The organism is Salipiger abyssi (assembly GCF_017311415.1).
Lineage (GTDB): Bacteria > Pseudomonadota > Alphaproteobacteria > Rhodobacterales > Rhodobacteraceae > Salipiger > Salipiger abyssi_A.
Genome location: NZ_JAEKIS010000001.1, coordinates 499,429 through 520,430 on the forward strand (window position 1 = coordinate 499,429; position 21,002 = coordinate 520,430).

General features: G+C 65.2%; 19 protein-coding genes. 6 read left to right on the plus strand and 13 right to left on the minus strand.

Annotated features, from left to right (window positions below):
* Nucleotides 1–29: 29 nt before the first annotated feature.
* Nucleotides 30–1,394, plus strand: coding sequence for a FliI/YscN family ATPase (locus tag I6N89_RS02365; RefSeq protein WP_207016610.1), 1,365 nt, complete (start codon nucleotides 30–32; stop codon nucleotides 1,392–1,394).
* A gap of 25 nt (nucleotides 1,395–1,419) precedes the next feature.
* Here I6N89_RS02365 and I6N89_RS02370 read toward each other — a convergent pair whose 3' ends face one another.
* From I6N89_RS02370 to I6N89_RS02395, 6 genes are all read right to left on the minus strand, one after another.
* Nucleotides 1,420–2,631: a DUF1217 domain-containing protein gene (locus I6N89_RS02370; RefSeq protein WP_236016378.1), complete on the minus strand. Its 1,212-nt coding sequence runs from the start codon at nucleotides 2,629–2,631 to the stop codon at nucleotides 1,420–1,422.
* Nucleotides 2,628–3,032: a flagellar biosynthesis repressor FlbT gene (flbT, locus tag I6N89_RS02375; protein WP_207016611.1), complete on the minus strand. Its 405-nt coding sequence runs from the start codon at nucleotides 3,030–3,032 to the stop codon at nucleotides 2,628–2,630. The genes I6N89_RS02370 and flbT overlap by 4 nt, the downstream gene beginning before the upstream one ends.
* Nucleotides 3,029–3,406 carry a flagellar biosynthesis regulator FlaF gene (gene flaF / locus I6N89_RS02380; protein ID WP_207016612.1) on the minus strand — a complete coding sequence of 126 codons (378 nt, stop codon included), beginning with the start codon at nucleotides 3,404–3,406 and terminating at the stop codon, nucleotides 3,029–3,031. Before flaF ends, flbT begins: the two co-directional genes overlap by 4 nt.
* A gap of 83 nt (nucleotides 3,407–3,489) precedes the next feature.
* Nucleotides 3,490–4,779, minus strand: coding sequence for a flagellin (locus I6N89_RS02385; RefSeq protein ID WP_207016613.1), 1,290 nt, complete (start codon nucleotides 4,777–4,779; stop codon nucleotides 3,490–3,492).
* A 212-nt stretch (nucleotides 4,780–4,991) separates the two neighbouring features.
* Complete coding sequence (locus tag I6N89_RS02390; RefSeq protein ID WP_207016614.1) at nucleotides 4,992–5,357, minus strand: flagellar protein FlgN; 366 nt, start codon at nucleotides 5,355–5,357, stop codon at nucleotides 4,992–4,994.
* Nucleotides 5,350–5,610 carry a rod-binding protein gene (locus I6N89_RS02395; protein ID WP_207016615.1) on the minus strand — a complete coding sequence of 87 codons (261 nt, stop codon included), beginning with the start codon at nucleotides 5,608–5,610 and terminating at the stop codon, nucleotides 5,350–5,352. The genes I6N89_RS02390 and I6N89_RS02395 overlap by 8 nt, the downstream gene beginning before the upstream one ends.
* A gap of 110 nt (nucleotides 5,611–5,720) precedes the next feature.
* Here I6N89_RS02395 and I6N89_RS02400 point away from each other — a divergent pair, with 110 nt between their 5' ends.
* Together I6N89_RS02400 and I6N89_RS02405 are read left to right on the plus strand one after the other, a co-directional pair.
* Nucleotides 5,721–8,885, plus strand: coding sequence for a flagellar hook-length control protein FliK (locus tag I6N89_RS02400; protein ID WP_207016616.1), 3,165 nt, complete (start codon nucleotides 5,721–5,723; stop codon nucleotides 8,883–8,885).
* Between the two features lie 11 nt (nucleotides 8,886–8,896).
* A complete protein-coding gene (locus I6N89_RS02405) occupies nucleotides 8,897–9,586 on the plus strand; it encodes a flagellar hook capping FlgD N-terminal domain-containing protein (RefSeq protein ID WP_207016617.1) in 690 nt (229 codons plus the stop codon).
* Nucleotides 9,587–9,598: 12 nt separating this feature from the next.
* On the opposite strand, the gene I6N89_RS02410 is transcribed toward I6N89_RS02405, so the two are convergent.
* From I6N89_RS02410 to ubiE, 3 genes are read right to left on the minus strand one after another with little or no spacing between them, the layout of a single operon-like run.
* Nucleotides 9,599–10,612 (minus strand): NAD-dependent epimerase/dehydratase family protein, encoded by a 1,014-nt coding sequence (locus tag I6N89_RS02410; RefSeq protein ID WP_207016618.1) that lies wholly within the window; start codon nucleotides 10,610–10,612, stop codon nucleotides 9,599–9,601.
* A gap of 37 nt (nucleotides 10,613–10,649) precedes the next feature.
* Entirely contained in the window at nucleotides 10,650–12,182 is a 1,533-nt protein-coding gene (gene ubiB, locus I6N89_RS02415; RefSeq protein ID WP_207016619.1) for a 2-polyprenylphenol 6-hydroxylase, read from the minus strand.
* A gap of 1 nt (nucleotide 12,183) precedes the next feature.
* A complete protein-coding gene (ubiE, locus tag I6N89_RS02420; RefSeq protein WP_207016620.1) occupies nucleotides 12,184–12,936 on the minus strand; it encodes a bifunctional demethylmenaquinone methyltransferase/2-methoxy-6-polyprenyl-1,4-benzoquinol methylase UbiE in 753 nt (250 codons plus the stop codon).
* Nucleotides 12,937–13,016: 80 nt separating this feature from the next.
* Here ubiE and mutM point away from each other — a divergent pair, with 80 nt between their 5' ends.
* Together mutM and I6N89_RS02430 are read left to right on the plus strand one after the other, a co-directional pair.
* Entirely contained in the window at nucleotides 13,017–13,868 is an 852-nt protein-coding gene (gene mutM, locus I6N89_RS02425; RefSeq protein ID WP_207016621.1) for a bifunctional DNA-formamidopyrimidine glycosylase/DNA-(apurinic or apyrimidinic site) lyase, read from the plus strand.
* 64 nt (nucleotides 13,869–13,932) lie between these two features.
* Nucleotides 13,933–14,709: an enoyl-CoA hydratase gene (locus I6N89_RS02430; protein WP_207016622.1), complete on the plus strand. Its 777-nt coding sequence runs from the start codon at nucleotides 13,933–13,935 to the stop codon at nucleotides 14,707–14,709.
* A gap of 13 nt (nucleotides 14,710–14,722) precedes the next feature.
* Here the strand turns inward: I6N89_RS02430 and I6N89_RS02435 are convergent, their stop codons facing one another.
* From I6N89_RS02435 to I6N89_RS02450, 4 genes are all read right to left on the minus strand, one after another.
* Nucleotides 14,723–15,673 carry an ABC transporter ATP-binding protein gene (locus I6N89_RS02435; protein WP_207016623.1) on the minus strand — a complete coding sequence of 317 codons (951 nt, stop codon included), beginning with the start codon at nucleotides 15,671–15,673 and terminating at the stop codon, nucleotides 14,723–14,725.
* The gene (locus I6N89_RS02440; protein WP_207016624.1) at nucleotides 15,670–17,547 is read right to left on the minus strand and encodes a dipeptide/oligopeptide/nickel ABC transporter permease/ATP-binding protein; all 1,878 of its coding nucleotides are present in this window, start codon (nucleotides 17,545–17,547) and stop codon (nucleotides 15,670–15,672) included. The genes I6N89_RS02435 and I6N89_RS02440 overlap by 4 nt, the downstream gene beginning before the upstream one ends.
* Nucleotides 17,544–18,491 carry an ABC transporter permease gene (locus I6N89_RS02445; protein WP_207016625.1) on the minus strand — a complete coding sequence of 316 codons (948 nt, stop codon included), beginning with the start codon at nucleotides 18,489–18,491 and terminating at the stop codon, nucleotides 17,544–17,546. Before I6N89_RS02445 ends, I6N89_RS02440 begins: the two co-directional genes overlap by 4 nt.
* Before the next feature lie 149 nt (nucleotides 18,492–18,640).
* Nucleotides 18,641–20,212: an ABC transporter substrate-binding protein gene (locus I6N89_RS02450; RefSeq protein ID WP_207016626.1), complete on the minus strand. Its 1,572-nt coding sequence runs from the start codon at nucleotides 20,210–20,212 to the stop codon at nucleotides 18,641–18,643.
* A gap of 105 nt (nucleotides 20,213–20,317) precedes the next feature.
* Here I6N89_RS02450 and I6N89_RS02455 point away from each other — a divergent pair, with 105 nt between their 5' ends.
* Nucleotides 20,318–20,995, plus strand: a complete 678-nt coding sequence (locus tag I6N89_RS02455) for a DUF1028 domain-containing protein (RefSeq protein ID WP_207016627.1) — start codon at nucleotides 20,318–20,320, stop codon at nucleotides 20,993–20,995.
* Nucleotides 20,996–21,002: the final 7 nt, after the last annotated feature.

Sequence of the window (21,002 nt, forward strand, 5' to 3'; positions counted from 1 at the left end):
GGTTTGAACCGGATGAAGGATACGCACGCATGGATGAGGGAGAGATTGCCGGGCTGCGCGCGCGCATTTCGCAGATACAGCCGATCCGCGCGGTGGGGCGTGTGCGCTCTGTCGACGGCACGGTGATCTGGGTGCGCGGTCTGGCGCATGTGGCCTGTATCGGCGACCGGATGCGGCTCTATCGTGGTGCGGATCCGCTCGAGGGCGAGGTCTTGCGCATCCGCGAGGATCTGGTGGCCATGCTGCCGGACGAGGGCGCCGACGGCGTGTCGCAGGGCGACCGCGTGGCGGTGCTGGGCGCGCCGACGCTGGCGCCCTCGGATGGCTGGATCGGCCGGGTGATCGACCCGTATGGGCTGCCGCTGGATGAAATTCCCCTCAGTCCCGGCGCCCGCCGCCGCCCGTTCCGCGCCAGCCCGCCGCCGGCGGCGCAGCGGCGTGGGCTGGGGGCGCGGCTGCCGACTGGGTTGGCGTCGTTTGATACTTTGCTCCCGGTGGTGCGCGGCCAGCGCGTGGGGCTGTTCGCTGGCTCCGGCGTGGGCAAGTCGCGCCTGCTGGCCGCGCTCGCCCGGGGCATGTCGGCGGATGTGGTTGTGCTGGCGCTGGTCGGCGAGCGCGGGCGCGAGGTGCATGATTTTGTGCACACGGTGCTGGGCGAGGAGGGCATGGCGCGCTCTGTGGTGGTGGCCGCCACCTCCGACCGCTCGCCGCTGGAACGCCGCCGCTGCCCGCTCGCCGCCATGACCATTGCCGAGCATTTTCGCGATCAGGGGCACCATGTGCTTTATCTCGCCGATTCCATCACGCGTTTTGCCGAGGCGCATCGCGAGGTGGCGGTCGCGGCCGGGGAAATGCCGGCGCTGCGGGGCTTTCCGCCCTCGACGGCAAATCAGATTATGCGGCTGGCAGAGCGCGCCGGGCCCGGCCTGCCTGGCACGGGCGACATCACCGCCGTCTTCAGTGTTCTGGTTGCGGGTTCGGACATGGATGAGCCGGTGGCGGATATCCTGCGCGGGGTGCTCGACGGTCATGTGGTGCTGAGCCGTGACATCGCCGAGCGTGGGCGGTTTCCAGCCATCGACGTGCTGCGCTCGGTCTCGCGCAGCCTGCCCGAAGCGGCGACGGAGGAGGAGAACGCGGTGCTGCTACAGGCGCGGCATCTGCTGGGGGCCTATGCGCGGTCGGAGACGATGATCCGCGCGGGGCTTTACCGTGAGGGTGAGGATCCAGTGCTGGATCAGGCGATCAGGGCCTGGCCGGATCTCGACGCTTTCGTGGGAGAGGCCTCGCCGCACGGGGTGACTGCGGCCTTCAACCGGCTGCGGCTGATCCTGCGGCGCTCCGGCATGAAGCCGCCCTCGATGCCGAAGGCAAAGGCCGCGCGGGCAAGGTAAGTTTGGCTATCGCGACAGGCCGTCGTTATTCGCGATTGTATCGGATCGTGCTGAGCAGCGTCAAAGCGATCTGCTGCGAGCCGAAGCCGCTGGTCTGCGCGATCTGCTCTTGAAGAAGATAGCCGTGGATCACCTTGTTCAGAACCGTCTCGTCCTCCAGATCGCTGAAGGACTGAATGCCAAAGCGGCTTTCGGCCTTTTCCGTCAGCATCTCAACCTGCTTGTCGAGATCGATCTGGCTGAATCCGTCTGGTAGGTTGAGCGCGGTTTCGAAAACCTCGCGCATCATCGTGCTGCCCAGCACATTGTACCATTTTGCTCTGTCGCTGATGTCGTTCGCAGACAATTCGGGGATCGAGCGCTGAAACTGCAAGGCGCGGCCGATCGCCTCATCGACCTCGCCTACCGCATCCTCGAACCGCTGCCAGCGATATTGTTCGACGATATTCTCGGCAAAGGCCTCGGTCTGGAGGACCGTCTTGCTTTCCACCTGATCGAAACCGAAGGCTTCGGCCAGGGCCATCAGCTTCTCATCGCCCAGGACATTGGCCAGCGCCGAGGGGTCGCTGGTGCCCTCTTCGAGCACGCGGCGCAGAACTGTGTGACTGTTGCGCCGGTCCTGGATATCGAAGGCGGTGAGCACGACTTGCATCAGCTCCGGATCGGCGAGCAGGTCCTCGGCGGAGGTGATCTCCGTGATCTTTTCCTTGAAATAGGTGCGGGAGATTTCAAGATTCTCCTCCACCTGCGCCTCGAACAGCGCGGCATATTCGGGATCGTTGACATATTCAGGCGCTTCGAGGGTCGTGGCGAGGTCGGCACGCTGCTTTTCTTCATAGGCCGCGAGGATCGGGTCTGCAAAGCCCTCCTGCTGGGTCTTGTAGGTGGTGACCACTTCGAAATCAAAGGCCTCGGCCAGGGCGGAATAGCGGCTGTCGTTCAGTTTGTTGGCGAGCGCGTCATCGTCTTCGATGCCTTCCTCGATGATACGGCGGATCAGGTATTTGCTGTCGATCTCGTCATCCATGCCAAAGGCGGACAGGGCGACGCTCAGGAGGCGGCGGTCGTCGACAAGCTCTTCGGCGGAGGCGACGGAACCGATGGTCTCGCGGAAATAGGCCGACTCGCGACTGATCTCGGCGCTGTTGACGAAGGCCTTGCGCTGGGTATCCAGTGTCGATTGCAGCATCTGCCAGCCGACAAGCCCATTGCCGGCGATCATCGGGGTAAAGCTCATTGGCGTGTCGCGGCGAAAAGCCGGTCCTCCCTTGGGATGAGCGCGCGCAGAGCCTTGAGGCATTGATAGAACTGGCCGTCGAGCAGGGCCTCTGTCGCGGTGGTGAGAAGCTTGCGGCTGTCCGGATCGGTGAGGATCCGGCTTAGCTCTTCGACATTGCGCAGAAGCTGTGGCTGCGCCTCTTCGGCATTTGCGTCGCCGGTCAGCACCAGCTGCGCCGCGTAGCAGAGCCGTCGAACGGGCGTGCGCGCCTCGTCGGGATGAATGGCATCGCGCAGGCGCAGAATATTGGCATTCGGGCTGACGATGGAGAGGCGGCTGCGGCGGTCGCCGTTTTCGATCACAGCGCCGTTGATTAGCACCCGTTCACGCGGGCCGAGTTTCAGGACCAGTCCGCTCATCGCTTTGCCCTCCTGCCGCTGAGGCCGCGCATGATTGCGGCATTCACTTCGAGGATCGGGGCCAGCCGTGCCTTGCGCGCCAGTACCTTGCCGGTATGGACCTGAACGAACTCCGAAAGATAGAAGATCTGCGCTCGCAGCTCCTGCGGCAGCTTGTTCTTGGAATCGGCCACATCGACGGCCAGTGCGGTCCACAGATTCCGGTTGTCGTAAAGCGCTTCTACAAGTTTCGGATAGGCTTTCGGGCCGGCCTCGGCGGCGGATTTGATGCGATGGGTGACGCGGGCGAACAGGTCGTATTCGATGGCCCTGTCGGTGCGCGTGCTTGTGGCGGTCTGGGCGTAGGCGCGATGCGCCATTGTCTGGGCGTTCACGGCAGAACCTTCTGACTCTGTTTCAGGAAACAGTCCGGTTTAAGGGATCGGAGGCCGGAAAACCGGCCTCCGGAATGTGCGCGTTACTGGAAGAGCGACAGCAGCGACTGCGGCGCCTGGTTGGCGATCGACAGAGCCTGAACGCCCAGCTGCTGCTGCACTTGAAGCGCCTGCAAGCGGGCCGAAGCCTCTTCCATATCGGCATCGACCAGCGTGCCGATACCGGATTTCAGCGAGTCGGTCAGGCTCGCGATGAAATCGGTCTGGGTCTCGATGCGGCCCTGGACCGAGCCGAAGGCCGAGGCGGAGTCGATGGCCGTCTGGAGCAGACCCTCGATGCCATCGAGAGCTGCGTCGGTCCCGTCGTCGGTTGTGACATCGAAGCTAGACAGCAGTTCCAGACCGCCACCGATGGTGCCGTCGGCTTCGGACTCCAGCGTTGCAATATCGGCGATGTCGGATTGTTCCACCACGCTGTTGTCGTCAGAGATCGCTTCGTCGTAGTTGTTGGTGAAGTCGATCTGACCGGCATTGGTCCCGTTGACCGAGAAGGTGATATCCAGACCATCCGAAGCGGCCTGGAAGTTCAGGCGCTCGACCATTGCAGAGGTGACGTCGGCAAGGGTGTCGCCGTCCCGGGCCACGTATTCGACATCTGCCGAGAAATCGAGCGCATCGCCGGAGGTATCGCCCGCGAAGTTGCCGCTGCCGGTCACCTTGAAGTTCGCGCCAGCGACCAGCTCGTCGTCCGCGCCGACGCCATCGAAGGTGACGAACTCGGCCGTGGCACCGCTTGCCACACCGGTCGTGTTCACCGAAACGTCCAGGTTCACGGTGCCGGTGGAGGCTGCGCCGGTACCCAGGTCTTGCTTCGCGACAGAGATGTCGGATGCGGCGACGCCTGTGCCCGACCGGTCGAGAGACGCAAGAACGTTGATGTTGCCGGAGTCGGCGGTCGAATCAGTGTTCGACAGCAGGTTCAGACCGTTGAACTGGGCCGCGCCCACCACCGCGTCGATCTGATCGCGCAGCGCGTCGATATCCGTCTGGATCTTGGCGCGGTCGACGTTCTCCTCCTGGGCGGCGACGATCTTGCCCTTGATGTCGGTCAGCAGGTCGGTGACCGTTTCCGAGGCGGAGCGTGCCACCGCGACGGTGGACTCGCCCAGATTGAGGCTGTCGGAGATACCCTTGAAACCCTTCACGTCGGCTTCCATCACCTTGGAAATCGCCCAGACGGCGGCGTTGTCCTTGGCGTCCGCGACACGCTTGCCGGTGGAGATTTCGCTCTGGGTCGTGGCGAGGCTTGAGTTGATGGATTTCAGGGTCTGGAGCGCCACCATGGCGCCGTTGTTCGTCAGAATGCTAGACATGGATGTTTCGTCCTTACAGTCACGCGGCGCTTTACGCCGATTTTTGGGATGCGCCGGAACCGGCGCTCTCGACGTCTTTCTGACGGAGGCAGACCGAGCGTTGCGCCCGCTGCGTCACCCCTTTTGGGGATGCGGGGCACACCATCGCCGCAGAGTCCTAACGGAGCGCTAAGGGGCCTGCGCCTGTTGCCCGGCATTTGATGCAAATCCCCTCAAGCGCGGCGTTCCATGCTGCTTTTCTCCTCGCCTCCGATGCTCGCGCGGCGTCCCTGCGCGTCATAGACCTCCATCGACTCGCGGATCTCGCGCAGGGCACCCAACCGTTTTGCGACGTTGCGGATTCCGTCGAGCGCGTGGTCGAAAAGCTGCTGGTTGCGGCGCAGCTTCAGATGCAGCGGTTGCAGCGAATCGGCCTCGTCCGGCGGCGCCTCGGCCATCCGGGCGACCAGCGCCGCCTTTTCCTCCATCAGCGGGCCGATCTCGTCGAGTGCACCGTCGAGCAGGGCGCTGCGCTCGCGCTCCAGCAGCGAATCGAGCGCAGCGAAGAGCGTTTCGTGGGTCTGGTCGGTCTCAGTCATCCATCCGGTCCTTCAAAGCATGAAAAATCGATTCCGCCAGGCCGATTCCGCCGGTCTCGGCCAGGGCTTGCGCATGTTCGCGGCGCAGAAAAGAGGCGAATTGCGCCTCCCCGGCTCCGCCGCCGAAGGCGTCGCGGCCTTCACCGAACCCGGCGGCTTTCAGCATTTCGGTCAGAAACGACGCCTCCAGCGCGACGGCTGCGCTGCGCAGAGGGTCGGGTGGGGTTGGCGGGTGCGGGCCGTTGATCTCCATGATCTTTCTCCAATTCGACTCAACTGACCGCATTGGACCTGCTGGCGGTAAAGAAGCGGTAAGGATCTTGCGACTAGGGTGATGTCGACGGAAGAATTCCCGGAGCAGATATGCTGAGCCAAATGACAGGTCTTCTGAACGCGTTGCAGGCGCTGACCGGTAACGACAAGGGCCGCGATGACATAGCGGTCGGTGCCGCGTTCGAAGCGGTGTTTCGATCACTCGGGGAGGAAGGCGAGGCCAACCATTCCGAGGCCGGGGAGGACGCGGGGCAGGGCGACGGGGTGCCTGTCGCCAGTGCGGAGCCTGTGCCGGAAGAGCAGCCGCGGCAGAGCGGTTTGGCCGTTGACGATCCTGGGTCGATGCCTGAAGGCGATGAAATTGATGCAGGCGGCGTGCCTGATGAGCCGGCGGCGCGGGCGTTTCACGACGCCTCGCAGGCTACGCATCATGTCGGGGCAGGCGAGCCTGCCATTCCGCAAGAGGTGGAGCGCGCCGCAGGAGTGCCGCGCGCGATCCTCTCATCCACTGGAAACGCGGCGATACCGGCGATGAGCGAATCGCAGGGAAAAGGTTTGCCGGGCGTGTCCGGTGAACGTCTTTCACCTGCACCTGCACCTGCACCTGCGACCGAGGGTTCGAGCGGTCCCAGCCGCTCTGTAACGCAATCGCCCCCATCCGCTTTGGATCCGGTAACCTTTTCTCGACAGGTCGAGACGCCACCGCAACGCTCAAATCTGGCGGCGCTCTCAGGGCCGTCGGAGCTGCCCGCGTCGCAGGTCGATGCGTCCTCGGTTCGATCTGAAACGCAAGATCGTCTGCCGGCGAGACGTTCGGATCGGGCAACGCCGTCCAGGGCTGCGTCATCCTTCGCCGCCGCGCCGCTACCGGACGCTCGGAACGTTCTCCATGGTGCGGATCTTGTTGTGACGCGGGATGCGCAAGCCGGCGGCGATGGCACAGCCGCAAGCGTGCCGAAACGGGAGGTGCAGCCTATCTCCGATCGCGCACCGGTGAGCGAAAGTGCGATGAGTGTTCGGGTTGTGACGGCCCGGAAACCGTCTGCGTCAGAGGCGCCCGAAAAGTCGATGCCGCTGGTGTCATCGCAAGGTGTACGGAGGAGTGGCCTGGCGGAGCGCAAAGAGCCGCCGCTGATGACAGGCAGAAGCGCTGAAACGGCCGTCAGAGGTCAGTCGCGACAGCAGGATCCCGACATGAGTCCGCTGCGTCCCCACCGTGCCGAACCATCTGGCGGGGTGGCGCGCATCCCGGCGCGCGAACCTGGCGCGGTCGGGATGTCGGCCCCGCCAGAAAAAGGTTACGGGGCGATGGTCGTCTCCCAGGGGTCACGCGCAACGCCGACCGGTATGCCGGCACGATTGCCGCCGGATGACGACGGATTTTCGCGACCCGACAACCGACAACTGCCGCCTCTCCAGGGTCCTGATCTTGCCAAAGGGCGGGAACGTGTGGCGCCACTCTCCCGTGGATCGACAGCAGCGGTTCCAGATGCGCGCCCTGAAGCTCGCTCGATGAAGGTCGATGCGACCCAGGTAAAAAGCGAAGGCTTCGGTCGTCCCGCGCCACATCCCCCCGCCGATCCGGGATCGCGGCCGCCCAAACGCCCGCTCGCCGTGCCGGAACTCTCTCCGACAAAGGGTAAGAGTCGGGCAGAACCCGCGGGATTTTCCGACATTCTCAAGCCGGTGCAACCTGTCGTGAAAGCGGAGGCGGGAATCGCGGAAACCGGTCAGGCGGTCGTGGCGCGCCCTTCGCGTGCGGTGGCACGGAATAACAAACTGCCCGCACCCGTCGGGGGATCTGACGAAGCGGACTCGCAGTTGAACGGAACGGACGTCTTGGCCGCGGAAAAGCCGCCTCGGCGCGCTCCTCGGGGCGCGGTGCAGACGGTCGAGCACAGGCTGCCCGTCCAAAGCGCCGCGACTCAAACTGTCATCCCGGAAGATATGCAATCGGAGATCCCTGTTGCGAAGCGGTCGATGACGGTGGAGGTTTTGCCAACCGACAACCAAGAGACGCCCGCGCCCCCGGCCGGGCGCCCGCCCAAGCCGGAAGTGCCTCTGACCTCCCGCAGTGTGACTTTCGCGAGCGCGCATCGACAGGAGGCGCCGGACGTGAAGCGGCCCTCTGAAAGCTATGCACCTGAGGGACGCGGTAGAGCCCGCGCGCCGAGAGATATTGCGGTGGCGGTGCAGGTCGACAAGCCGCGCACCGTCGCGCCGGCGCGATCGGATACGAGAAAGCCCACAGCGACAGGAGAGCAGGTCCGCCCGCGCGATGTCGATGCGTCTCCGATTCCGGCTCCAGTGACGCCGCCGCGCGGCCTACAACGTGGGGCAGCCACATCGGACGCCGTACCCGGACTGCCCATGCCGGAGCCGCGCGTGGACGCGCCGCGTTCAGCGCCCGGTTCGGTCGCTGGGGTGTCGGTCGCAGAAGCGCCAAACCGGCTGCCGCCCGCCAAACCGGAGATCGTCCCGCGCGCGATCCCGCCGGAGGAGGTGTATGTCAAAACCATGGATGCCAGAACCGATACGGCAACATCAGGGAGCAAAGCCGAAACGGTTTTGCCTGCCGCTTTGTCGGAGCCGGGCTTGCCCGCCACCCCGCGACCTAAACAGGCACGCGCGGCAGTGTCCTACGGATCCGCCGCACAGAGCGTGACCGGCCGCGCCAGCGCAACCAATCTGTCGGGAGTGGAGACGAGCGAGGCCGCGGCATCGGTATTGTCGCCGGTTCTGGACGACGCGGCGCCGTTGCGGGACGACAGCCCGTTTGGGGCGCAGATTTCGGACGGTCGTCAGGCGCCCGCGACCGGTGCTGTTCCTGTTATGAACACCGGTTCGCGCAACGAGGCGGCCATGGCCGTGGTTCGCCAGATCGCCGAGGCCCTGGGCGGTTCGGGGAGCGGCACAGGCGACATGATCGAGCTGAAGCTCAACCCCGAGGAACTGGGGCATCTTCGCTTTCGCATGGGGCAGGGGGAGCATGGGCTGGTGCTGACGATCAGCGCCGAGCGCACAGAGACACTGGATCTGCTCCGGCGCAATGTCGATCAGCTCGCGCGCCATCTCTCGGATATGGGCTATGAGTCCGCGAGCTTCAGCTTCGGTCAGGGCCAGTCCGGCGGCCGGGGGAGCAGCCCGGCGGGCGCACCGGTAGAGGTGAGCGAGGGACAGGCGATGCCGGAACACATCGCCGCGCCGCCGCCGCAACGGATGACCGCCGCGAGCGGTCTCGACATTCGACTCTGAGGAGCTCTTTCATGCAAACCAGCACCACGACAGCCGCGCAGAGCAGCAGCGGAACCGCCGGATCGTCCTCCGCAAGTGATCCCGCTCAGGCGCAGAACAATGGGCTGCTCAGCTCGGACTTTGAGACATTCCTGCGCATGCTGACCACGCAGATGCAGAATCAGGATCCCCTCAATCCGGTGGACGCGACCGATTATGCCACGCAGCTCGCCACCTTTTCGTCGGTCGAGCAGCAAGTGCTGACCAACGATCTGCTCAAGGAACTGACCGGGCAGCTCACCGGCAACGGCTTTCAGCAGCTCGCCTCGTGGATCGGAATGAAGGCGCTGGCAGATGCTCCGGTGTTTTTCGACGGTACGCCGGTGACCCTGCGGCCGTCTTTTGCCGCCGGTGCCGATAGTGCGATACTCGTCGTTACCGATGCGGAGGGTCACGCGGTGCAGCGGCTCGCGCTCGACCCGTCGGTGCCCGTGGTCGCCTGGGCCGGGGTCGCGGCAGATGGCGGGCCGCTGCCGTCCGGCCGCTACAGTTTTGCCGTGGAAAGCTATCGTGAGCAGGTATTGATCGAAACGACCGGCAGCCCCGCCTATAATCCGATCGTCGAGGTCAGGCAGGAGGCGGATACCGTGCTTCTGACCCTGTCGGATGGAACGGAAATCGATGCCGCGCAGGTCAGTGCGCTGCGTCCGGGCCATGGCTGATCGGACGCAGCCTTAGAAGCCGTAGTAGGATTTGTACCAGGCGACGAACTGCGCCACGCCGGTTGCGAGATCCGTCCGGGGCAACGGGCCGGTGAGTTGAGTCAAAAGCGCGGTATCGGCCCAGGTGGCGGGCACATCTCCGGGCTGCATGTCCATGTAATTGCGCTTTGCCTCGCGCCCCAGCGCGGTCTCGATGGCGGTGACGAAATCTTCCAGCACCTCGGGCGCGCCATGGCCGATATTCAGCACCCGCCAGGGCGCGACGGGCGACAGGCTGTCGCCCTCCACCGGGGCGCCTATCACCGGCGGCGTGTCGATCAACCGGACCAGCCCTTCTACGAGATCCTCCACATAGGTGAAATCGCGCTTCATGCGACCGTGGTTGTAGATGTCTATGGGGCGGTCTTCGAGGATCGCCTTGACGAATTTGAACAGCGCCATGTCCGGGCGGCCCCAGGGGCCGTAGACCGTGAAAAAGCGGAACATGGTGATCGGAATGCCGAAGAGATGCGCATAGGAATGCGCCATTGCCTCATTGGCCTTCTTCGTCGCCGCGTAGAACGACATCTGGTGCTCCGTCTGCATGTTCTCGCGGTAGGGCATCTCGGTATTGGCGCCATAGACAGAAGAAGTCGAAGCCATGAGCAGATGCCTGGGCGGCACCGCGCGCGCCGCCTCCAGCAGTTCGGCGGTGCCGATCAGATTGGATTTCACATAGGCGTGCGGTGCGTCGATTGAGTAGCGGACCCCTGCCTGCGCGGCGAGATGCACCACGATCTCGGGCCGTTCCACGTCAAAGATACCGGTCAGCAGCCCATGGTCTTCGAGAGGCGCGATGACCGGCTTGAAGTCCGGGTTGCTATCGAGGATCGCATGGCGGCGCTCTTTCAGCGCGACATCGTAGTAGTCGGTCAGGGCATCCAGGCCGATCACGCGATAGCCCTGATCGAGCAGCCGCCTGGCGAGGTGGAACCCGATGAACCCGGCAGATCCGGTCACGAGCGCGGTGCGCGAAGCCTCTGTCACGGTGAGCCAGTCCTTTTCGGTTTTGGCGCGTCGGGTATCAGGACCAGAGGTGCCAGGCAACTGTCAGCGCCGCGCCCAGAACAAGCCCGACGGCCCCCCAGCCCAGCCGCGCGGGCCAGGGATTGCGTTTCGGGGGCGTGTCTCCTTCGGCCTGGCGGATCAGCACTGCCTCGACCAACCCGGGCAGGCGCGGGCCGAACCGGCCGAGCACCTTGGCGGTCAGCATCAGGTCGCGCGCCACCGCGCGCGGGCCGATGGAGGTCTTGATGTAATCCTCGACCACCGGTTTCGCGGTATCCCAGATGTTCATATGCGGGTTGAGCGAGCGCGCGACGCCCTCGACCACCACCATGGTGCGTTGCAGCAGGATGAGCTCCGTCCGCGTCTGCATCCCGAAGCGCTCGGTCACCTCGAAAAGATAGGAGAGCAGCCGCGCCATCGAGATCCGCGTGGCATCCATGCCGAAAATCGGCTCGCCCACCGCCCGCAATGCGCGGGCAAAGGCATCGACATCGCGATCGGCGGGCACATAGCCCGCCTCGAAATGCACCTCGGCGACGCGCTTGTAGTCGCGGCGAATGAATCCATAGAGGATCTCCGCATAAACCCGGCGGGTGTATTCGTCGATATGGCCCATAATGCCGAAATCATAGGCGATGATATCGCCGTTGGGCGCCACCTTGAGATTGCCCTGATGCATGTCGGCGTGGAAGAACCCGTCGCGCAGGGCGTGGTTGAGAAAGAGCTGAAGCACCCGTTCGCTCAGCACCGCGCGGTCATGTCCCGCCGCGTCGATGGCGGCATTGTCGCCCAGCGACACGCCTTCGGCCCAGCTCATGGTCATCACCCGGCGGCCCGACAGACCCCAGTTCACTTCCGGTAGCTGAAAGCCCGCATCGCCCTCGGTATTGGCGGCGAACTCGCTGGCGGCGGCGGATTCGAGCCGCAGGTCGAGCTCGCCCATCACCACGCTTTCGAAATGCGCGATCACGTCGCGCGGCCGCAGCCGGCGCGAGGCGGGCGACAGGGTCTCAATCACATCGGCGGAGAAATAAAAAGCGTCGATATCGGTGCGGAAGGCGCGCTCGATCCCGGGTCGCAGCACTTTGACCGCGACGGTCTGGCCGGTATCGGCGCGGCGCGCCTTGTGGACCTGCGCGATGGAAGCGGCCGCGACCGGTTCGCTGAACTCGGAAAAGATCTCGGAGACCGGCATGCCCAGCTCGTCCTCGATCTGCTTCTTGGCCTGCGCCACCGGGAAGGGCGGCAGCTTGTCCTGCAACACCCGAAGCTGGTTGGCGAGATCTTCGCCCACCACATCGGGCCGGGTCGAGAGAATCTGGCCGAACTTGATATAGGCTGGACCCAGCGCCGTGAGCGCGCGAGTGACGGGCGGCATCGACGGATCGCCCTCGATCCCCAGCCATTTGAACGGCCAGACGAGGGTACGGTAGGCGATGCGCAGCGGGCGCGGCGCGTCGAGCGCGTCGAGAACGACCCGCATCGCGCCGGTGCGTTCCAGCGTGGCGCCGGTGCGGATCAGCCGCCAGATATTGTGCGGGCCTCTCACGTCAGATCTTCCAGCCGGAATGCAGGCAGGCGATGCCCATGCTCAGATTGCGGTACTTCGCGTTCTCGAAACCGGCGGAGCGCACCATGCCGAGAAATGTTTCCTGATCGGGGAACTTGCGGATCGATTCCACCAGATACTGATAGCTGTCTCGGTCGTTGGCGATGGCCTGGCCCATGCGCGGGATGATGTTGAAGGAATAGAGGTCATAGACCTTCTGCATCATGTCGTTGGGGATCTGGCTGAACTCCAGCACCATCAGCCGCCCGCCGGGTTTCAGTACGCGGAACGCCTCGTTCAGCGCCTCCTGCGGGCGGGTGACGTTCCGGATGCCGAAAGAGATGGTGTAGACGTCGAATGTGTTGTCGGCGAAGGGCAGCGCCATCGCGTCGCCGACAACCCAGTCGAGTTCGTCGGCCATGGCGGCGGCCTCGGCGCGTTTGCGGCCCTCGACCAACATGGGCTCGGTCAGGTCGAGCACGGTGGCATGGCCATGGCCCGCGCGTTTCAGGAAGCGGAAGGAGATATCCCCGGTGCCGCCCGCGACGTCGAGCAGGCGCTGCCCCGGGCGTGGCGCCAGCCAGTCCATCATCGCATCCTTCCAGATCCGGTGGATGCCGAAGGACATGGCGTCGTTCATCACGTCGTATTTCGATGCCACCGATCCAAAGACGCCCTGAACACGGCCCGCCTTTTCGCTCTCGGGGATATCGGCAAAGCCGAAATGCGTGGTTTTCTGGGTCTCGTCGCTCATGGATCTTGCCGTTTTGCTGCTGCACCTCCTTATAGAGCGCACAGGCCGCGCTGCAATGCGGCCCTTTGGAAGGAGAGCTCATGCCCGAACTGCCCGAGGTGGAAACCGTGCGCCGCGGACTGGCCCCCGTGATGGAAGGCCAGCGGATCGCGCTGGCGCGGGTGAACCGGCCCGATCTGCGCTGGCCCTTTCCCGAGCGCATGGCCGAGCGGCTCACCGGCGCGCGGGTGGAGCGGCTGCGGCGGCGTTCGAAATACATCCTGGCGGATCTCGATACCGGCGAAACCCTGCTGATCCATCTGGGGATGTCCGGGCGCATGCTGGTCTCGGGCGATGCGCTGGGCCGCTTCGTGCACGATCACCCGGCGCCGGAAAAGCACGATCATGTGGTGTTCGATATGGCGGACGGCGCGCGGGTGACCTTCAACGACCCGCGCCGCTTTGGAGCGATGGATCTGATGGGGACCGAGACCGCCGAGACGCATCCGCTGCTGGCGGCGCTGGGGCCGGAGCCGTTGGGTAACGCGTTCAGCGAATCCCATCTGGTCGCGGCGCTGAAAGGGCGCAACATGCCGGTGAAATCGGCGCTGCTCGATCAGAAAATCGTCGCCGGGCTGGGCAATATCTATGTTTGCGAGGCGCTGTTCCGCGCCGGCATCCATCCGGGACGCCGCGTCAGCCGGATCTCGGAAAAGCGCCTGGCGGCGCTGGTTCCGGTCATCCGGCAGGTGCTGGCGGAGGCCATCGAGGCGGGCGGATCGAGCCTGCGCGACTTCCGCCAAGCCGATGGCGAGCTTGGATATTTCCAGCACAGCTTCGATGTTTACGGGCGCGAGGGGCTGCCCTGCCGCAGCCCGGGCTGCACAAATACCGTGCATAGAATCGTGCAATCCGGGCGCTCGTCCTTCTACTGTCCGGGCTGTCAAAGATAGCTTGATTGCCCGTGACAAGGTGGTAAGGCTGCCCTTTGACGCTAACGGACGGGAGCCCGAAGTCATGGCCTATGAGACGATCATCGTCGAAGTAGATGACCACGTCGCAACCATCACCCTCAATCGCCCGGACGCCCTGAATGCGCTCAACAGCCATCTGCTGGGCGAGCTGGCAAAGGCGCTGCCCGAGCTGGACGCGAACGACAAGGTGCGTTGCATCATCATCACCGGCTCGGCCAAGGCCTTTGCCGCCGGTGCCGATATCAAGGAAATGGCCGAGAAGAGCTTTGTCGATATGTATCTCGGCGATTTCTTCGAACCGGCCATGGATGCGGCGGTGCGCACCCGCAAGCCGGTGATCGCGGCGGTGTCGGGTTACGCGCTGGGCGGCGGCTGCGAGCTTGCAATGATGTGCGATTTCATCATTGCCGCCGAGAACGCCAAGTTCGGCCAGCCCGAGATCAATCTGGGTGTGATCGCCGGCATGGGCGGCACGCAGCGCCTGACGCGCTTTGTCGGCAAGGCAAAGTCGATGGACATGCACCTGACCGGGCGATTCATGGATGCCGAAGAGGCCGAGCGCGCCGGGCTGGTGAGCCGTATCGTCCCGGCCAAGCAGCTCATGGAAGAGACGCGCAAGGCCGCGGAAAAAATCGCCGAGAAATCGCTGCTTGCCAGCATCGCGGCCAAGCAGGCAGTCAACCGCGCCTATGAGACGACGCTGACCGAGGGTCTGCTGTTTGAGCGCCGGCTGTTCCAGTCGCTGTTCTCGACCGAGGACCAGAAAGAGGGCATGGCCGCCTTCCAGGAAAAGCGCACCGCGCAGTTCCGCGACCGCTGAACCGCGTCGGGCGCTACCGCAGCGGGTAAAAGCACGCCGCCTGGTGCCCGTCGCCGCTCAGTTGCGGCACCTCATCGCCACAGCGCTCTCCCGCATAGGGGCAGCGCGCGCGAAAGGCGCAGCCCTTCGGCGGGTTGAGCGGGTCGGGCAGCTCTGTCTCGCGCCCTTCCGGCGCGGTGAGCGCGCGGCCCACCACCGGCGCACTTTCGGCCAGCAGCTTGGTATAGGGGTGGCGCGGGTTCGAGAACACGTCCTCGGCCTTTCCGACCTCCACCACCGAGCCGAAATAGAGCACCGCCACCCGGTCGCTCACCGCCTCGACCACGGCTAGGTCGTGGCTGATGAACAGATAGGTCAGCCCCAGCCGCTGTTTCAGCTCCGCCAGAAGGTTCAGCACCTGCGCCTGCACCGAAACGTCAAGCGCCGAGACCGGCTCGTCGAGGATCAGGATCCTGGCCTCAGCCGCCAGCGCCCGCGCGATGCCGATGCGCTGCGCCTGCCCGCCGGAAAACTCGTGCGGGTAGCGGTCGAGGAACTCTTCTCGCAGGTTCACCTGGGCGAAGATCTCGGAAATCCGCCTGTCCCGCTGCGCCTTGTCCATCCCGTGCAGGCGTTTCAGCGGCGCCTCCATGATCTGGCGGACGGTCTTGCGCGGGTTCAAAGACGAAATCGGATCCTGAAACACATACTGGATGCGCTTGCCGAACACCGCCGGGTCGGCATTGTCGAGCGGCTTTCCGGCGATCTCGATGCTGCCGCCCGAGGGCTCCAGCAGCCCCACCAGCATCCGCGCAAGCGTGGACTTGCCGCAGCCCGACTCCCCCACGATACCCAGCGTCTCGCCCTCGGGCACCTCCAGCGTCACCGGATGCACCGCATGCACCCGCCCCTTGGGCGGCCCGAATAGCTGCTTGCCCACGACAAAGGTTTTCGACAGCGCGTCGAGTTTCAGAGCGATGCTCATTGCGCGGCCTCCAGCTCGGTTTCCGGAAAGAGGCAGCGCAGCTTGCGCGGCCCGTGCGCCTCCAGCGCAATCTCACCTTGACGGCAGGCCTCCGTCGCCTTGTCGCAGCGTGGCGCAAAGGCACAGCCCGGCGGCAGGTCGTTCACCGCCGGCGGCAGGCCGGGAATGGCGTGCAGCTCGCGCTTGCCCTCGCCCAGCTCCGGCACACAGGCGATGAGCCGCCGCGTATAGGGATGCGCCGGGGCGTCCAGCACCATCTGCGTTGGGCCTTCCTCGACGATCCGTCCCGCATACATCACCGCCACCCGGTCGCAGAGCTGCGCCACCACGCCGAAATCATGGGTGATGAAGACGATGGCCAGCCCCTTTTCCCGCCGCAGCGTGTCGAGAAGGGACAGGATTTGCGCCTGCACGGTCACGTCGAGCGCGGTGGTCGGCTCGTCGGCGATGATCACCTCCGGATCGTTGGCCAGCGCCATCGCGATGCCCACTCGCTGGCGCATGCCCCCCGACATCTCGTGCGGGTAGTTCTCCAGCCGGCTCTCGGCGTTGGGGATGCGCACATCCTTCAGGAGCCCCAGCGCCTTGGCGCGCGCCTCCTTGTCCGAGACGTGATGATGCACCCGGATCGCCTCCACGAGCTGATCGCCCACCTTGTAGAGCGGGTGCAGCGTCGCCAGAGGATCCTGGAAGATATAGGCCACCTCGCGCCCCCTCAGCGAGCGCAGCCGCTCATAAGGCGCGCCGACCAGATCTTCACCCTTGTAATGCACCGCCCCGCCGGTGATCACGCCGGGCGGCGAGGCCACCAGCCCCATCACGCTCAGCGCCGTCACCGATTTGCCAGACCCGCTCTCGCCGATGATGCCGAGGCATTCACCGGGCTTCACCCCCCAGCTCACCCCGCCCACGGCGCGATAGATGCGGTCCTTCACATGGAACTGCGTTTCCAGCCCGCGCAGGTCGAGCACATTCTCGCCCTCAGGCACCGGCACCGGCCCCTTGCGCCGCACCGTCGTGGCCGCCATCGGCCGGGTCAACGCGCCCGAGCGCAGGCGCGGGTCGAGCGCATCGCGCACCCCGTCGCCCAGCAGGTTGATCGCCATGACGATGATCAGGATCATCACACCGGGCACCACCGAGGTATGCGGATTGGTGATCAGCGCCGAGCGCGCCTCGCCCAGCATCGAGCCCAGATCCGCCTGCGGCGGCTGCGAGCCGAGGCCAAGAAAGGACAGCCCGGCGGTTTCGAGGATCATCCAGCCCACGGTGGTGGACATGGCGATCACGATGACCGGGATCACATTGGGCAGCACTTCGCTGACGATGATCCGCGCATCGCGCATCCCCGCCAGCTTCGCCGCATCGACGAATTCCTTATGCGCGATGCCCACCGTGATGCCGCGGATATTCCGCGCAAAGAACGGAATATTGACGGCGGCCACGGCGATCAGCGCATTGAGCAGCCCCGGCCCCAGCGCCGCGACAATGGCCAGCGCCAGCAGGATATAGGGGAAGGCCATCAGCATATCGACGCCGCGCATGATCAGGTTGTCGACACGTCCGCCGTAGTAGCCCGCGACGATCCCCACGGCAGCCCCAAGCACGGCGGCAATCACCGCCGCCGCAAAGCCCACCGCGAGGCTCAGCCGCGTTCCCCACAGGAGCCGCGACAGCAGATCGCGCCCCAGATGGTCGGTGCCCAGCAGCGTGCCCTCGGAAAACGGTTTCAGGAAGCGGTTGCCGGTATTTGTCACATCCGGGTCGGCCAGCGGCAAAAGCGGCGTCACCAGCGCAAGCAGCACCACGAAGCCCATGACGATCAGCCCGACCAGCGCCAGACGGTTGCGGGCGAGAAGCGAAAGAAAGCTCATGTCTTGATCCTCGGGTCGAGCAGGCTCTGCGCCACATCCACCACGATGTTGAAGAGCACGTAGCAGGCGGCGACAAAGACCACGCCGCCCTGCACCAGCAGGATGTCGCGCTTGAGGATCGCATCCACCAGCATCCGCCCCACGCCGGGCCACTGGAACACCATCTCGATATAGACCGCGCCCGACAGCACGAACCCGGCCTGAATGCCGAGCACCGGGATGATGCTCACCATGGCGGCGCGCAGCGCGTGGCGCCAGATCACGCCCCTCTCGGGCACGCCTTTGGCGCGCGCGGTGCGGATGTAATCCTGCCGCAGCACCTCCAGCATGGCCGAGCGCGACAGCCGCGCCACCACCCCGGTCGCCACCACCGCCAGCGCCAGCGCCGGCATCAACAGGTGATCCAGCAGCACCAGCAGATTGCGGTCGCCATAGATCGGCCACATGCCCGAAGCCGGAAACCAGCGTAGCTGCACCGCAAAGATCAGGATCATCATCATGCCGAGGAAAAACGACGGGATCGAGATCCCCAGCAGCACCACAAAGGTGATCGCCTTATCGGCAAAGCCGTACTGACGCGCCGCCGACACGACCCCCGCCGCCACGCCGATCAGCGAACACAGCACAAAGGAGGTGCCCGCCAGCACCAGCGTCGCGCCGAACCGGTCCAGCACCTCGTCCAGCACCGGGCGATTGAGCGAAAACGACCGCCCGAAATCCCCCTGCACCATATTCGACAGCCAAATGAAATAGCGCTGCACCGCCGGCTTATCGAGCCCAAGGTCGCGGTTCAGCTTCTCGACATTCTCCGGCGTCGCATAGGAGCCGAGGATCGCCGTCGCCGGATCGCCGGGGATCAGCGCCATGATGGCAAAGACGATCACCGTGATGCCCAGAAGCACCGGGATCGCCGAGACCAGCCGTTTCAGAATATAGCTACCCAAGGGCACCCCCTGTCGGTTGCAAGGATCCCGTCAAACCTGCCCCAGCACTTTCATCTTTCCAGAAATACTCATCTGGGGGGGGTCGGGGGGCGCAGCCCCCCGACGGTCGGGCCGGGCGTAGCCCGGTCCGAAACCGCTCGTCACATGGATCAGTTCTTCACCACATCGTCGAGCAGCAGGAAGAAGGAGGGTTGCAGCTCGAACCCTTCCACCCGGTCGCTGGTCACCGCGTTCTGCTTCCAGTTCGCGACAAAGACCCAGGGCGCATCCTCCTGCACGATGGTCTGCATCTCCTTGTAGAGCTCGGCGCGCTTGTCCTGATCGGTGGCGACGCGCGCCTCTTCCAGCAGCGTGTCGACCTCCGGGTTGGAATAGTAGCCGGAGTTGAACCCGCCCTTGTCGGGCCAGGCATCGGTGCGCAGCGCGAGGAAGGGCAGCGTGTCCGGGTCATTGGTCATCCAGGCCATCTCGGCCATGTCCGCCTTGCCCTCCAGCCCCGGATTCACCTCGCCCAGGAAGGTGTTCCACTCATAGGTCTCGATCCTGGTGTCAAAGCCCACCGCGTTCAGATCCGCCTGAATCGCCGTGCCCATGGCGATGGGGTCGAGCATGCCCGAGCCGCCTTCGGTCACGTAAAAGGTCAGCTCCGCCCCCTCGGCGCCCGCTTCGGCGATGAGTTCCTTCGCCTTGTCGGGGTCGTAGGGATAAGGCTCCAGATCCTCGTTATAAGCCCAGGCAAAGGCCGGCGGGGTCGGGCCGGCGGCAACCTCGGCCGTGCCTTCCAGCACGTCATCCACCAGCGCGGATTTGTTGATCGCGTAATTCGCCGCCTGACGCACGCGCTTGTCGGCAAAGGGGCCTTCCTTGGCGTTCAGGATCAGGAACCAGACATGCGGCCCCGACTGCTCGAAGATCTGGAATGCGTCGCCCTGGAATTCCGACAGCGCCACCGGCGGCACCTCGACCATCATGTCGATGCCGCCCGCCAGCATCTCGGCGGTGCGGGTGTTGGCGTCGGTGATCGGGCGGAACACCACCGCCTGAAGCCCCGGCGCGCCGTCCCAGTAGTCGGGGTTGGCCTCGACCACCACCGCCTCGTTCGACCGCCATTCGGCAAAGGTGAACGGCCCGGTGCCCGACGGGTTGCGCCCGAAATCGGCGCCGTACTGCTCCACCGCCGCCGGCGAAACGATCAGCCCGGTGGGATAGGCGAGGTTCGACAGGAAGGGCGCATAGGGCGCATTCAGGGTGAATTTCACCGTCAGATCGTCCACCGCCTCGACGGTCTCGACCGCCGAGAAGAAGAAGGCCAGCGGGAACGGCCCGGTGTCGTGATAGGGGTGGTCCTCGTTCAGCATGCGCTCGAAATTGAACACCACGGCTTGCGCGTTGAAGGGCGCGCCGTCATGGAAGGACACGCCCTCGCGCAGGGTAAAGGTGTATTCGGTGCCGTCTTCCGAGATCTCCCAGTCGGTCGCCAGCGCCGGCTCGACCTCGAGCGTGCCGGATTTGTAGCGCACCAGCCCGTCATAGACATTCATCAGGATGCGGAAATCGTTCACCGCAGTCACCGCCGCCGGGTCGAGCGCCTTGGGCTCGGCGATCTGGCCGACGATCAGCACGCCGGGCGGCGTCTGCGCCTCGGCCTGCATGCCCATACTCAGCGCCAGCGCGGTGCCCGCGGCAAGAACGCCCCTCCGGGTCCAGTTCAGAACTCCCATTTTTTCATCCTCTCTGTTGATCCGGGGACGGAATTTTTCATGATGAATTGAATGGAGGCAAATTATCGTGATAAATTCAATGGAAATCTTTCATCGGAGACGCCCGTGACCTTCTCGCTTCTCGTCCATGACCGCGAAACCGGCACTTACGGCGGGGCCGCCGCCACCGGCAGCCTCTGCGTCGGCGGCTGGGTGCTGCGCGGGCGTGTCGATTCGGGCCTCTCTGCCAGCCAGGGCACCGCGCCCTCGACGATCTGGGGCGAGGAGGTGCTCGACGCCATGCGCGGTGGCGAGCCCGCTGCGGATGCGGTGGCGCGGCTGACCGGCGCCGATCCCGGCCGGGCACATCGCCAGCTCGCGGCGCTCGATCCCGCCGGCGGCACCGGCGCCTTCACCGGGGCCGAGAGCCTGCCGGTGGCGCATCACATGGCCGAGCCGGGGCTTGTGGTGGCCGGCAATATGCTGGGCGGAGACGGTGTGCTGCCGGCGCTGCGCCAGGGCTATCTCGACGCGCGGGGCGATATGGCGGCGCGGCTGCTCGCCGGCCTGCGCGCGGCGGATGCGGATGCCTCTGACTATCGCGGGCTGCAATCGGCGGCGCTGCTGGTGCTGCACCCGGATCACCCGCCGCTGACGCTGCGCATCGACTATGCCGAGGCGCCGCTCGATGCGCTGGAGACGCTGCTGATCCGTGCGCAGGGCGCGCCCTATGCGGACTGGCTGGATGTCGTCCCCGTCGCCTCCGACCGCAGCCGTGCGCCGAAAAAGGCGCCCGCGCGCTGACCGCATC

Bases quoted from the DNA above. Each gene is read 5' to 3' on its own strand.
- I6N89_RS02365 (WP_207016610.1), top strand. From the start codon at position 30: ATGGATGAGGGAGAGATTGCCGGGCTGCGCGCGCGCATTTCGCAGATA.
- I6N89_RS02450 (WP_207016626.1), bottom strand. From the start codon at position 20,212: ATGGGAGTTCTGAACTGGACCCGGAGGGGCGTTCTTGCCGCGGGCACC.
- I6N89_RS02440 (WP_207016624.1), bottom strand. From the start codon at position 17,547: ATGAGCTTTCTTTCGCTTCTCGCCCGCAACCGTCTGGCGCTGGTCGGG.
- I6N89_RS02395 (WP_207016615.1), bottom strand. From the start codon at position 5,610: ATGGAGATCAACGGCCCGCACCCGCCAACCCCACCCGACCCTCTGCGC.
- mutM (WP_207016621.1), top strand. From the start codon at position 13,017: ATGCCCGAACTGCCCGAGGTGGAAACCGTGCGCCGCGGACTGGCCCCC.
- I6N89_RS02435 (WP_207016623.1), bottom strand. From the start codon at position 15,673: ATGAGCATCGCTCTGAAACTCGACGCGCTGTCGAAAACCTTTGTCGTG.
- I6N89_RS02370 (WP_236016378.1), bottom strand. From the start codon at position 2,631: ATGAGCTTTACCCCGATGATCGCCGGCAATGGGCTTGTCGGCTGGCAG.
- I6N89_RS02385 (WP_207016613.1), bottom strand. From the start codon at position 4,779: ATGTCTAGCATTCTGACGAACAACGGCGCCATGGTGGCGCTCCAGACC.
- I6N89_RS02390 (WP_207016614.1), bottom strand. From the start codon at position 5,357: ATGACTGAGACCGACCAGACCCACGAAACGCTCTTCGCTGCGCTCGAT.
- ubiE (WP_207016620.1), bottom strand. From the start codon at position 12,936: ATGAGCGACGAGACCCAGAAAACCACGCATTTCGGCTTTGCCGATATC.
- I6N89_RS02400 (WP_207016616.1), top strand. From the start codon at position 5,721: ATGCTGAGCCAAATGACAGGTCTTCTGAACGCGTTGCAGGCGCTGACC.
- I6N89_RS02405 (WP_207016617.1), top strand. From the start codon at position 8,897: ATGCAAACCAGCACCACGACAGCCGCGCAGAGCAGCAGCGGAACCGCC.
- I6N89_RS02430 (WP_207016622.1), top strand. From the start codon at position 13,933: ATGGCCTATGAGACGATCATCGTCGAAGTAGATGACCACGTCGCAACC.
- flbT (WP_207016611.1), bottom strand. From the start codon at position 3,032: ATGAGCGGACTGGTCCTGAAACTCGGCCCGCGTGAACGGGTGCTAATC.